The organism is Neorhizobium sp. USDA 3394 (assembly GCF_056280385.1).
The window spans coordinates 100,337-114,253 of sequence record NZ_JBWCDU010000002.1 but is presented as its reverse complement, the minus strand read 5'-3'; the positions used below and the strand labels follow the sequence as shown (position 1 = coordinate 114,253).

6 protein-coding genes and 1 pseudogene are annotated in these 13,917 nt (G+C 59.4%); 4 read left to right on the top strand and 3 right to left on the bottom strand.

Annotation, left to right across the window (positions count from 1 at the left end):
• Window positions 1-240: 240 nt before the first annotated feature.
• Both ACZ9EJ_RS22080 and ACZ9EJ_RS22075 read right to left on the bottom strand, forming a co-directional pair.
• The gene (locus ACZ9EJ_RS22080) at window positions 241-519 is read right to left on the bottom strand and encodes a BrnA antitoxin family protein (RefSeq protein ID WP_046636192.1); all 279 of its coding nucleotides are present in this window, start codon (window positions 517-519) and stop codon (window positions 241-243) included.
• On the bottom strand, window positions 503-805 hold the full coding sequence (locus ACZ9EJ_RS22075; protein ID WP_046636194.1) for a BrnT family toxin: 303 nt from the start codon (window positions 803-805) through the stop codon (window positions 503-505). The genes ACZ9EJ_RS22080 and ACZ9EJ_RS22075 overlap by 17 nt, the downstream gene beginning before the upstream one ends.
• Before the next feature lie 91 nt (window positions 806-896).
• On the opposite strand from ACZ9EJ_RS22075, the gene ACZ9EJ_RS22070 reads away from it, so the two are divergent.
• From ACZ9EJ_RS22070 to ACZ9EJ_RS22055, 4 genes and pseudogenes are all read left to right on the top strand, one after another.
• On the top strand, window positions 897-1,538 hold the full coding sequence (locus ACZ9EJ_RS22070; protein WP_476099843.1) for a hypothetical protein: 642 nt from the start codon (window positions 897-899) through the stop codon (window positions 1,536-1,538).
• Between the two features lie 534 nt (window positions 1,539-2,072).
• Window positions 2,073-4,221: pseudogene (locus ACZ9EJ_RS22065) on the top strand (type I secretion system permease/ATPase).
• Entirely contained in the window at window positions 4,218-5,675 is a 1,458-nt protein-coding gene (locus tag ACZ9EJ_RS22060; RefSeq protein ID WP_046642531.1) for an HlyD family type I secretion periplasmic adaptor subunit, read from the top strand. Before ACZ9EJ_RS22065 ends, ACZ9EJ_RS22060 begins: the two are co-directional and overlap by 4 nt.
• Before the next feature lie 390 nt (window positions 5,676-6,065).
• Window positions 6,066-12,257 (top strand): M10 family metallopeptidase C-terminal domain-containing protein, encoded by a 6,192-nt coding sequence (locus ACZ9EJ_RS22055; protein WP_476099841.1) that lies wholly within the window; start codon window positions 6,066-6,068, stop codon window positions 12,255-12,257.
• A 309-nt stretch (window positions 12,258-12,566) separates the two neighbouring features.
• Here ACZ9EJ_RS22055 and ACZ9EJ_RS22050 read toward each other — a convergent pair whose 3' ends face one another.
• A complete protein-coding gene (locus tag ACZ9EJ_RS22050; protein ID WP_476099839.1) occupies window positions 12,567-13,214 on the bottom strand; it encodes an imm11 family protein in 648 nt (215 codons plus the stop codon).
• Window positions 13,215-13,917 lie beyond the last annotated feature (703 nt).

Here is a 13,917-nt window from a genome sequence, read left to right as displayed (position 1 = left end):
ACATGGAACGGCAGCGGCTGTCTGAAGAACCAGACACCCAGCGCTCGTCACCATTGACGATGCATTCCTCGGTATCGGGATAACGAATACACGGTGGCACTCCGTGAGTTCGGATGCGCACCTTCGGGAAACAAAGCCCGCTCACGGCCTAATTTTCCCAGGCGTCACGGTAGGGGGCTTCAGCCGTCCATGTCCTGGCCAACCGGATCCTTCGCCGTGTGCCACGCCGGTTTGAGGAGATTATCGCTTGGCGCCAGATGTATCGATCTTCTCGGCAAGCCAGATCTTGATGAGCGACTGGTATGGGACATCACGCTTGCCAGCGGCGACCTTAATCTGTTCCAGAAGCGAATTGGGCAGACGCAACGAAATTGACGTAGACGACGGCTTCAGGTTCGGCAATCGCACTTTCGTTGCCTTGCTCCAGTCGACATGTTCGGCGGAATCATGGTGTTCCCAGTAGGTTCGCTCTTCGGCTTCCGTATTGAAGTGCGGCACGGGATCAGGCATTCTGCTCATAATAGCTTCGCTCTTTCCGGCTCATATCCCGGGCGGAAATCACCCGGATTGTCGTTTCGTTTACCCGAAGCGTGAAGGTGAGATGGAGCAACCTTCCATCTTCGGTGCGACCGAGCGCATGAATGCGTTGCTCGGTAAAACTATGCCTCAGATCGGGCACCATCAGCAGCGGTTCGTTAAAAAACACCTGCTCGGCTTCGCTCTGGCTGACGTCGTGGTTGTCGGCACTCTTGCGGGCATTTCCTTCGTCCCACTCGAATCCGACAATCCGTTCCCAATCGATCATCTTTGTATATTACCATTATATACGCCAGATTCAAGGCAGGAGGAAAAGGCCGGCTCTTCGGCTTCCGTACTGACGTGCGGCATGGATCGCGATGGCGCAATTGATGATCGTTGACATGGACGGATTGCCTATGTCGCCAGGATCCGCCACGGCGTTGCTGTTTCGCGCATCCTTCAAGAAGCCTCTGGCGATGAGGAGCCTTCCCCGGACAAACGTTTCGTCGCGTTTCTTACTCGGCCCTTTTCTGACCATCCCCGTTCCCTCTCAACAATTCTTGAGCCACGTCTTCTGGATGTTTCCCGAGCATAATAAACGCATCTGCGACGCAATTTTTCCACCATGGATCGTCGTCACGAGCCATTCTCTCTACATCGTTGAAATCGAGCCCGACAACATTCGGCAGGAAGAAAAGACGCTCGCCCGCCTCGCGGAGATGTTCGCGTACCGCCTCGACGATCTCTGCCAGATCGTCCGGCCCTGCGATCAAGCCAATGTCGACGTCACTGCCGGCGCGATCCTCTCGACGGTCGACGCTTCCGTACAGCCACATTCCGGCGATACGACCGCTCAGCTTTTTGCCGCTGGCCTTTATCTCTTCGAAGATATTATGAAGCCTTTCGCTTTCCGCCCCGAAGAGCTGGCCAATCGAATCGGCCAAGGGATGCTCCGAGTTGAAGCGGAACAGGCGCGACCTGTCCGTGCCTTCCTCTACTATCAGACCGTACTGCCGTAGGCTGTTCAGCGCATTCCATGTGCTGTTCCTGACCAGTCCGGTTCTCTCGGCTAGATGCGTAGCCGAAATGTATCCTCCATGCAGGCAAAGCTCCCTCGGGAGGCGTATATTCGACTCCGCGCCCAAGATCGCGTTCAGAGGGTATCGGATCGAACTATTTGGAGTTGGGCGCGCCATCGCGATACCGTGCATAGATGAAACTGAGGATCGTGACGTAAGTGCAAATAAAAGGACAAAACGTCAATTATCTGAATGAGCACTCGCTACCAAATAAGTTTGGATCCCGATCGACCAATCCCATTTGCCCCACTATACCAGCCTCTCCAGACAATGAGAAAAGAGAGCAGGCATCGCGCCGTGGTTGTGATCCGTGGGTTATACGTCACACGCCCTCCTGAAATCTCGGGAGTGCAATATTCCCATAGATTGTAGACGTGAATCCGCCTACATCTGCAGGCGCAAACCGTCGGCAACGGCTGCGGGGAAGGGTGCCTTGCATAGGCAAAGAAAACGCTCAGGGGATTATTTCGCGGCATGGACGGCTTCGTTTCGCAGCAGCTCGACTCCGGTCTCCGTGCGCTGTGCGGCATTGCCGCTTTCTATCGGATCGCAGCCGACCCTCAGCAACTGCAACATGATCTCGCCCTGAAGGGCCGTCCCTTGCAGGCGCTTGATCTGCAGCGCGCTGCCAGGCTGATCGGCCTTAAAACCCGATCGATCGAACAGGTTAGCGAACGTCGGCTGCGGACAATTCCGGTGCCGGCGATCGTGCGGGTGAAAGGCGGCGCCTTCCAGGTGCTTGGCGGACTCAATCCTTCGGGAAAATACCGGCTGATCGATCCGGTTACGCGGGTCGATCGGGAAATCGAGCCGGAGGAAATCACATCGGAAATCGGAGGGAGCGTCCTTCTCGTCGGGCGGCGGCTCGGCGGCGAGGGGTCGGATCCCCGGGAATTCGGTTTCAAGTGGTTTGTGCCGTCCATCTGGCGCTATCGAAAGCCGCTGGCGCATGTTCTGCTCGCCTCTTTTTTCGTGCAGATATTCGCACTGGTGACCCCGCTGTTTTTCCAGGTCGTCGTCGACAAGGTCCTGACGCACAAAGGCTACTCAACATTGTTCGTGCTGGTGGCCGGCATTGCCATCATCGGCCTCTTCGATGTCGTGCTTCAATATCTGCGGACTTACGCGCTGGCCCATACGACCAACAGGATTGACGTCGAGCTCGGTCAGCGGCTGTTCCACCATCTATTGCGGCTGCCGCTTGGCTATTTCGAGACCCGTTCTGCCGGCCAGACGGTGGCACGTGTCCGCGAGCTCGAGACCATCCGCGCTTTCCTGACCGGGCAGGGGCTGTTTTCGGCGATCGACCTTCTTTTCACCTTCGTCTTCATCGCGGTGCTCTTCGCATATTCCTGGAAGCTAACGCTGATCGTGGTTGCCGCGATCCCGATCTATATGCTGATCGGCATGGTCGTGCGTCCGCCGCTGCGGGAGTTGGTCAAGGAGAAGTTCAATCGCGGTGCCGCCAGCCAGCAGTTCCTCATCGAAGCGATCGTCGGCGTCCACACCGTCAAGGCTTCGGCCGTCGAGCCGATCATGCAGGCGCAATGGGAAGAAAAGCTTGCGGCCTATGTGCGGACGGCTTTCGATACCACGCTGCTCAGCGCTGGCGGCCAGAACGCCATCCAGTATGTGAGCAAGCTTTCGACCGCGGCCCTGCTGCTTTTCGGGGCCAAGGCGGTCATCGACGGTGAACTTTCGGTCGGCTCGCTTGTCGCCTTCACCATGATCGCCGGGCAGGTGACCCAGCCGGTTCTGCGGTTGTCGCAGCTCTGGCAGGATTTTCAGCAGGTGCAGATCTCCGTCGACCGCCTTGGCGACATCCTCAACACGCCGATGGAACGGCATCCTAGCGCTCGCATGGCGCTTCCGCCACCCAAGGGTATGATCCAGCTCCGAAATGTCACGTTCCGCTACCGGCCGGGCTTGCCCGAGGTTTTAAAGAACATCTCTCTCGACATTCATTCCGGCGAGGTCATAGGCATCGTCGGCGCCTCCGGTTCTGGCAAATCGACCCTCACCAAGCTCGTTCAGCGCCTCTATCTCCCGGAAGAGGGACAGGTGCTGCTCGACGGCGCCGACCTGTCGCAGCTCGACCCGGCCTGGCTGCGCAGCCATATCGGGGTCGTCCTGCAGGAAAACCTGCTGTTCAACCCGCACGATCCACGACAATATCGCCTTCTCAAACCCTGCGATGCACCGTGCCCAGGTAATCGCCGTTGCCAAGCTCGCAGGCGCAGACGAATTCATCGCACGGCTGACCCAGGGCTATGACTCGATGATCGAGGAGCGGGGCGCCAACCTCTCGGGCGGCCAGAGGCAACGCATCGCGATTGCCCGAGCCCTTGCGACGAACCCGCCGATCCTGATCTTCGATGAGGCGACCAGCGCGCTTGATTATGAGAGCGAGCGGGTCGTCCAGACGAACATGCACCAGATCGCCCAGGGCAGGACAGTCATCATCATTGCGCACCGGCTTGCGGCCGTCAGGCCGTGCAGCAGGATAATCGGCATGGCGGATGGGCGGATTGCAGAAATGGGCAGCCATGAGGAACTGCTCAAGCGTCCGGACGGGCTCTATGCCCGGCTTTGGGCCCTGCAGAACGACAGGGGCGCGGCATGAGGAATGCGCCCGCCAAGGCTGTCCGATATACCGGCCTTCCGCCGAGGCCGGCAAAGCGCTCCGATCACGAGTTCCTGGCGCCCGCTCTGGAAGTCCTGGAGACACCACCCTCGCCGGTGCGCATGGCGCTGATCCTGATCATTTGCGCCTTCACCGCAACGGCCTTGATCTGGTCCTATGTCGGCCGCATCGACATTATCGCCGCCGCCCAGGGCAAACTCCAGCCGACCGGGCGCGTCAAGGTCGTCCAGCCGCTGCTGACCGGCAAGGTGGCGGCGCTCCCGCCGCCAAACGGGACCCATGTGGAAAAAGGCGATATCCTCCTTGTACTCGATCCGACCGATGCCCTTGCCGATGAGACGGATGCGGCAAAGGGCCTGGCGTCCATGCGTGCCGAGGTCCGGCGCCGCAAAGCGATCGTGGATCATGTCCATTCGCGCGTGCCGAACGCGCCGCTACCAACCATCGCATGGGACGCGGATGTACCCGATGAGCTGCGCCGAAGGGAGGATGGCATTCTCCGGGGCGATCTTGAACAACATCAGGCCGCAGTCGCCTCGCTTGCGGCTCAGAAGCACCAGAAGGAAGTGGAGCGCGATCGCCTGACTGTGACGCTTGCGGCTCAGAACTCTCTGGTCGAAACGCTGAACGAGCGCGTGACGATGCGCAGCGCACTCGCTTCAAAAGATGCGGGGACGATGGCAAGCGTCATCGATGCGACGGAAACGCTGAAGGAGCAGGCGACGCAACTTGCAATGCAGGAGGGCCGACTTGCCGACGCCATGGCAAGCATTGAGGTCTTTGCGCGGGAGAAGGACAAGGTAACGTCGGTGTTTCTGAGCGACCACCTCGCGCGCCTCGGCGACGCGGAGCGTCGGGTCGAAGAGCTTGAGCAGCGCCTGATGAAGGCAAGAAATTCGCGGGAGCAGATGACGCTGCGCAGCCCGATCGCCGGCACGGTACAGGCGTCGTCGATCACCAGTATCGGGCAAGTGGTGAGCGTCGGTCAGGACGTCATGCGCGTCGTGCCCGAGGGCAGCGCGCTGGAACTCGAGGTTTATGTCTTGAACAAGGACATCGGCTTTATCAAGCTTGGCCAGGAGGCGGTCGTCAAGCTCGAAGCCTTTCCCTTTACCCGCTATGGCACGATCCCGGCCCATGTCACGAAGATTGCGTCGGATGCCATTCCGGAACCCGACGCCGCGCGCCGTGAAGGCGATGCCGCAGCACGGCAGGCTGCGAACGTCTTCGGCGGCGCCGAAAGAATGCAGAACCTGGTGTTTCCGGTGACGTTGAGCCTGGACGTCGACCGGGTTTCGGCGGATGGACGTGACGTCAAGCTCAGTTCGGGCATGTCGGCGACTGCGGAGGTTCGGACGGGAGAACGCCGGATACTCGAGTATGTGTTTTCGCCCTTGGTCGAGGTCGCGGAGGAGGCGATGCATGAACGGTAACCAGTTCTATTCGATGACTTACGATGTCAGGGTGTAGCATAATGAATATTGGTATCTTTGACAGTATAGGAACAGGACCGGTAAGGATTGTAGCGGCGTTTTCTCGAAGTTTTGGCTTAACAAATATGCATGATCATTTATTCCCGCTTTATTTCGGAGTAAAGCGGAGATTTCTTCCAGAGAAATTGCCTCGGCACTCGGGTTTATGCTCGAGGAAAGCATTGCAGGCCGTTTACACGTGACTGCGCTCGACCTTGCAGTCGCGCTGGTTCCCCATAAATGGTCGGGTGCTCACCTGAAGCACGGGACCTGCATTAACCGATGATCGAGTAAATTAGAGCGGGTAGGGATTTCATGACGGGCATTTTCACTTCCACAAAGACTGTGAACTTGACTGGCGATCAGAAAGTCGACGGGCTTATCAGCGGTTACGCATGGGACGGTACGATAACCTATGCGTTTCCCACCAGCTCGGCCTCGTACTCGTATAATGACGAGAAAGATTTCGGTTTCTCCTCGATTTCCTCGCAGCAGCAGGCTGCTGCCTTGATCCTCATGGAACAATCCTATGGAAACACGGCGAATGACGGTTTTTCCGTAGAGGGATTTACCAACGCCGAGTTTGTGGCCGGAAACGTAAACACTGCTACGGTGCGATTTGCTCAGTCGTCCCACCCGGATCTTTCGACGGCATGGGCCTATTTTCCCAGCACCGGCAGCGCCGGCGGCGATATCTGGTTCGGGACGGAATATGCTGGCACCGGAGATGATTATCGGTTTCCGGAATTCGGCAACTACGCGGGACATACGTTGGCGCATGAACTGGGTCACGCGCTTGGCCTGAAACACGCTCATGAACCGGATAACAATCCGGCAATCGTACCGAGCAGTTACGATTCTCTCGAATATACGATCATGACCTACCGCACATATATCGGAGACGTTCCGAACGGATACGAATACGAGCAGAACAGTGCGCCACAGAGCTTCATGATGCTCGACATCGCCGCTTTGCAGGAAATGTATGGCGCGGACTACACGACAAACGGGGACGATACGACCTATAAGTGGAATCCAAACGAAGGCGTTACGTATGTCAATGGCGTCGCGGCCATCACGCCCAATGCGAACAGGATATTCGCAACGATCTGGGACGGCGGCGGTGTCGATACCTATGACCTGAGCGCCTATACCACCCGCCTTAGAATCGACCTGAGAGCCGGGGGCTACTCTTTCTTTTCCCAAGGCCAGTTGGCCGATCTGGGCGGTAGCCTGAACAATGGCTATGCCCGCGGTAACATTTTCAACGCGCTGCTTTATCACAACAACCTTGCGTCGCTGGTCGAGAATGTTCAGGCAGGCTCCGGCCATGACTCGATTGTGGGCAACGAGGTAAGCAATACCCTTTGGGGTAACGCCGGAAATGACGCGCTTGACGGCGGTGCCGGCGACGACATGTTGATTGGAGGCACTGGTTCCGACTCGATGTCGGGCGGGGCGGGCGACGATCTTTTTGTGGTCGATATCGCGACCGACATCGTGATCGAGAACCTGAATGGAGGAACGGACACAGTCCAGACAGGGATTGCGAGTTATGCGCTCACTGCCAATGTCGAGAACCTCACCTACACCGGTATCGGCAACTTCGCCGGCACCGGCAATGGTGCTGCCAACACGATCACCGGTGGGGCGGGCACTGACACGCTGAACGGCGGGGCCGGCGCCGATACGCTGGTCGGCGGCAGCGGCGACGACACCTATGTGATCGACAACGTAGGTGATACCGTCACCGAAGACACCAATGAAGGTACGGATACGATAAAGACCGCACTCGCCAGCTACTCGCTGGCGGCGGTCGCCGATGTCGAGAACCTGACCTATACCGGCGTGGCGGCATTCACCGGCACCGGCAATGGCCTCGACAACACGATCCGGGGCGGCGCGGGTGCCGATATCCTCGACGGCGGCGCGGGCGCCGATACGCTGATCGGCGGCGTTGGCAACGACACCTACATCGTCGATGCCCTGGGCGATATCGTTTCCGAAGCCGCCAACGCCGGCACCGATCTGATCAAGACGGTGCTTTCCGCTTATGAATTGACCAGTATCGCCAATGTCGAGAAGTTGACCTTCATCGGCGCCGGCGACTTTGTGGGGACCGGGAATGCTTTGGCGAACGTCGTTTCCGGTGGTTCCGGCAACGACACGCTGGATGGCGGGGCCGGCGCCGACACGCTGATCGGTGGCGCGGGCGACGATATCTACATCGTCGACATCGCCACCGACGTGGTGACGGAACTGGCAAACGAGGGCAGCGATACGGTCCAGACCGGACTTGCCGCACTGACACTTGCCGTCAATGTCGAGAACCTCGTCTATACCGGCAGCGGCAATTTTGCAGGCACCGGCAATGCACTTGCCAACACGATCATCGGCGGGGCGGGCAATGATACGTTGAACGGCGGGGCCGGCGCCGATACGCTGGTCGGCGGCAGCGGCAACGACATCTATGTCATCGACAACGCTGCCGACGCCATCATCGAGAGTGCCGCGGAGGGCACTGACACGATGCAGACGGCACTGGCGAGCTACACGCTTGCCGACAATGTCGAGAATCTGACCTATACCGGGACGGTGGCCTTTGCCGGGACGGGCAACAACCTCGACAACACGATCACCGGCGGGGCTGCCGCCGACACGCTGTCGGGTGGTGGCGGCGACGACACGCTGGACGGCAAGGCTGGCGCCGATGTCCTGATCGGTGGCACCGGCGATGATACCTACGTGGTCGACAATGCCGCCGACACCGTCACCGAAAACGCCGACGAGGGCGTCGATACCGTCAGGACCGCACTGGCTGCCTACTCTCTTGCATCCAAGGCGAATATCGAAAACCTGACCTACACTGGAAATGCCGCGTTTTCCGGTACGGGCAATGCAATGGGCAACATCATCGTCGGCTCTCTTCTGGCTGCGAATACGCTTGATGGCGGTGCCGGGGCGGATACGCTGCGGGGTGGTCGCGCGAACGACACGTACACTGTCGACAATGTCGATGATCTGGTGATCGAAGATGTCGGAGGAGGCACTGACCTCATCAGGACGACGCTCACGAACTACTCTCTCGTGCAATTCTCGAACGTCGAGAATCTGACCTTTGCCGGTGCTGGGAACTTCAGCGCCATCGGCAATTCGCAGAACAATACCCTCATTGCGGGTGCCGGGAATGATACCCTTGACGGTGGCGCCGGCGCCGACACTCTGATCGGCGGGCTCGGCAACGATATCTACATCGTCGACATGGCGACCGATGTGGTTACGGAGGCAGCCAGCGCCGGCACGGACGAGATCCGGACGTCGCTCGCCACCTACTCGATCGCTGCATTGGCGAATATCGACAACCTCACCTACACCGGCATCGGCAACTTCGCCGGCACCGGCAATGGTGCTGCCAACACGATCACCGGTGGGGCGGGCACTGACACGCTGAACGGCGGGGCCGGCGCCGATACGCTGGTCGGCGGCAGCGGCGACGATACCTACGTGGTCGACAACGTCGGCGATGTCGTCACCGAAAACGCCGGCCAAGGCACCGACATGGTGCAGACGAACCTCGCAATCTACACGCTTGGCGCCGATGTCGAGAACCTGACCTATACCGGCGTGGCGGCATTCACCGGCACCGGCAACGGCCTCGATAACACGATCCGGGGGGGCGCGGGTGCCGATATCCTCGACGGCGGGGCCGGCGCCGACACGTTGATCGGCGGAGCAGGTTCAGACAGGATGTCGGGCGGGGTGGGCGACGACACCTATGTGGTCGATGTTGCGACCGACATCGTCGTCGAGAGCCCGAACGAGGGCACCGATACGGTCCAGACGGCGCTTGCGAGCTACGTCGTTGGAACGAATGTCGAGAACCTGACCTATACGGGCACGGCGGCGTTTACGGGCACCGGCAATAGCGCGGTGAACGTGATCACCGGCGGGGCGGGGGCCGATACGCTCGACGGCAAGGCCGGCGCCGATACGCTGATTGGCGGTGGCGGCAACGACACCTATTTCGTCGATACCCTGGGCGATGTGGTGGTCGAGGCACCCGGCGGTGGCGCCGATGTCATCAAGACCGATCTTGCGAGCTATTCGCTGGCGGCAATCGCCAATATCGAGAACCTGACTTTCACCGGAAGCGGCGGCTTTACGGGCGCCGGCAACACTCTCGACAACGTCATCACCGGTGGAGCTGGCGACGACACGCTCTCTGGTGATGCGGGCACTGACACACTGAACGGCGGTGCCGGAGCGGATGCGCTTTCCGGTGGCACGGGCAACGATATCTACGTCGTCGACAATGCCGGCGATACCGTCACCGAGAACGCCGACGAGGGCACCGACACGGTGCAGACGAACCTTACAAGCTACACGCTTGGCACCGATGTCGAGAACCTCACCAATACCGGCACGGCGGCCTTTGCCGGCAATGGCAATGCCCTGAACAACGTCATGACCGGCGGAACGGGTGTCGACACGCTGAAGGGCGGGGTGGGCGACGACACCTATGTCATCAGCACCGGCGACATCGTAACCGAGAACGCCGACGAGGGCATCGACACGGTGCAAACGAACCTGGCCTCCTACACGCTGGGGGCCAATGTCGAGAACCTGACCTCGACGGGCGCGGTGGCCTTTACCGGCACCGGCAATGCGCTTGACAACATCATCAAGGGCGGAGCGGCAGCCGACAGGCTGACCGGGGCTGCGGGCAACGACACGCTGGATGGCGGGGCCGGCGCCGACACGCTGATCGGCGGCACCGGCGACGATACCTACATCGTCAACATCGCCACCGACGTGGTGACGGAACTGGCAAACGAAGGCAGCGATACGGTCCAGACCGGACTTGCCGCACTGACACTTGCCGTCAATGTCGAGAACCTCGTCTATACCGGCAGCGGCAATTTTGCAGGCACCGGCAATGCACTTGCCAACACGATCATCGGCGGGGCGGGCAATGATACGTTGAACGGCGGGGCCGGCGCCGATACGCTGGTCGGCGGCAGCGGCAACGACATCTATGTCATCGACAACGCTGCCGACGCCATCATCGAGAGTGCCGCGGAGGGCACTGACACGATGCAGACGGCACTGGCGAGCTACACGCTTGCCGACAATGTCGAGAATCTGACCTATACCGGGACGGTGGCCTTTGCCGGGACGGGCAACAACCTCGACAACACGATCGCCGGCGGGGCTGCCGCCGACACGCTGTCGGGTGATGGCGGCGACGACACGCTGGACGGCAAGGCTGGCGCCGATGCCCTGATCGGTGGCACGGGCAACGATACCTATATCGTTGACAATGCCGCCGACACCGTCACCGAAAACGCCGACGAGGGCGTCGATACCGTCAGGACCGCACTGGCTGCCTATACGATTGCCGGCAACCTTGAGAACCTGACATATACCGGCGCAGCAGCATTTGCCGGAACAGGCAATAGCCTTGCCAATACAATCAGGGGCGCCGTCGGGGCCGATACGCTGGATGGAAAGGCAGGAGCCGACATCCTGATCGGCGGTGCCGGAAACGACACCTACATCGTCGATGATGCCGCCGATGTCGTCACGGAGGCGGTCAATGAAGGCATCGATCTGGTCAAGACGGCGCTTTCTGCCTATGCGCTGACCAACGTCGCCAACGTGGAGAACCTGACCTTTACGGGCACCGGCGATTTTGCCGGCACAGGAAATTCCTTGGCGAACGTCATTGCCGGTGGAAGCGGCAACGATACCCTGGATGGCGGCGGTGGCGCCGACACGTTGATCGGCGGGCTCGGCAACGATATCTACATCGTCGACATGGCGACCGATGTGGTTACGGAGGCAGCCAGCGCCGGCACGGACGAGATCCGGACGTCGCTCGCCGCCTACTCGATCGCTGCAATGGCGAATATCGAGAACCTCACCTACACCGGCATCGGCAACTTCGCCGGCACCGGCAATGGTGCCGCCAACACGATCACCGGTGGGGCGGGCACTGACACGCTGAACGGCGGGGCCGGCGCCGATACGCTGGTCGGCGGCAGCGGCGACGACACCTATGTGATCGACAACGTAGGTGATACCGTCACCGAAGACACCAATGAAGGTACGGATACGATAAAGACCGCACTCGCCAGCTACTCGCTGGCGGCGGTCGCCGATGTCGAGAACCTGACCTATACCGGCGTGGCGGCATTCACCGGCACCGGCAATGGCCTCGACAACACGATCCGGGGCGGCGCGGGTGCCAACACACTGACGGGCGGTGCAGGCGACGATACTCTCACTGGTGGAGTGGCCGCAGACTTCTTCGTATATCTGCCAAACTGGGGTCATGATACGATCACAAACTTCGTGGCAACCGGCTCGGCGCACGATACGATCAGGATCGATGACAGCGTCTTTGCCGATTGGGCGTCGCTTCTTGCTGCATCCAACCAATCCGGCGGCGATACGCTCATTATGGCCGATGCGAACAATACAATCACGCTGCAGAACGTGCTCTTATCAAGCCTTCACTCGGGGGATTTCCAGTTTACATGATTTCCCCTCGGACTCTCCCGCAGGAAATCGTGCCGGGGAGGAGTGGGGCGATGTCTGTTATGCGACAGGGTTCCTTGAACTGCGTCCCCGGATGCCGACGGCCACCCGTCCCTCCGCCGTCCCGGTGCATTTCGAGCACTGGTGCGAGGACCCTGGTTGGAAGGAATGGAGAGGGTTCGGCTTCGAGCTCGACAAGTCGAAGTCGGACGGGTCCTGCAAGGAGCATCAGCCGGAGATCTACCGCGGGATGCAGGTCCGGCGGGACGCGGAAATCCTTGCGGGTGGAAGATACCGAGCCTGAGATCCCAATCAGGCACGTATCGACACGTCACGGAAGTGCAGTTGGTTCTTGATTCCCGCGTCTACCATTGCCTGTTTCAAGACAGCGTCACAGAATATGCTGGACATGTTATTCTGCCGGAGAATATGGGCGTCTCCCAATACTTCGTGTTTAAATGAAACTTCTGGATCTCCAGCTAAACTGTAGTATTCAAAATCATCGGTGATGCAACGCCCCACCTTGGATGCGCCCAGGTCAAGGGCATCGACCTCCCTTACGACATCACATAGATAGTGCTTCGGCTCGATAGGTTTGCCGCTGATATGAAAAACCTGGCAGTCTGCGAATGTAACGCCGGCTGGGTCAATTCTCTCCAGCACGTCTCTCAAACGCTGGGAAACAAGCCAGTAAAGTTCAAAACCCTCAAGGTCTCTTGGCGGGCGGTGATATTCTTTTTTGTCTGGCCGGAGCCGCGGAACCTCTGGAAATACAGGGAATCCATATTTCTGGTCTGGGCTTGGTCCGAGCAGCACACGTGGAGGTATGAGGAGTTTATCCCCATTTTCGAGTTTCAGGCCATGAGTACCGCCTGACATCGTTGGGCTTAATTCGAAATATACGCCTATACGCTTTGGTGCGCGCACGCGCTTTGGCCTGAGCGATACGACGTTGGACATGTTTCCCTTCCAGTGACCTGCGTGCCTGACTTCAATCTAGCTGGACATTGAAAGAATGTCTCTACGGCGCCGATGGACATCTCCCGAAAGGTGCTGCGTCTAGACCTTATCCTGAGCTATGTCGGAATCTAGCGCGTCTCTGATTTCGCTACCCGCTGTGACAAAGCTCTCGAATTCACTCCTCTCGAAGGGGTAATACTGCCGGCTGCCGGCAGCGGTGCACGCGAGGACGACATAGGCGCCATCGCTATCACGTTTCATGCGGAGAGATATCGAGCACGTGCCGTCCATAATATGAAGGTCCGAGCGCCGGATTACCCGCCCGGTGAGCACACGCTTCATTGACTTAAAAATCCCTGACATTGCAATCTCTGGCGTCGACATCCGATGGGCAGTAAAACTGCCATCCTTAAACTATCCCGTGCAAGAGTATAGGGTTGGGACTCATGCTGACATGCAAAGACTGCCGCGACACCGGGTGGGTATGCTCGTCTCACCCAACAAAGCCATTCATGGAAACACACGGCAAGCGTGCGGCCCCGTCGGCATACCATGCCCCGTTGCTCACCGAAGCTCGCATGGATAAGGCGCCGGACTACTCGGGATCTTCAGGTCCGTAACGCGCATGGCCGGCAAGAAGGCCAATTGACCTTCATGGGGTCCCGCGGCAATAAATGCAGGCATGGATAGTGAACTTTCTGCA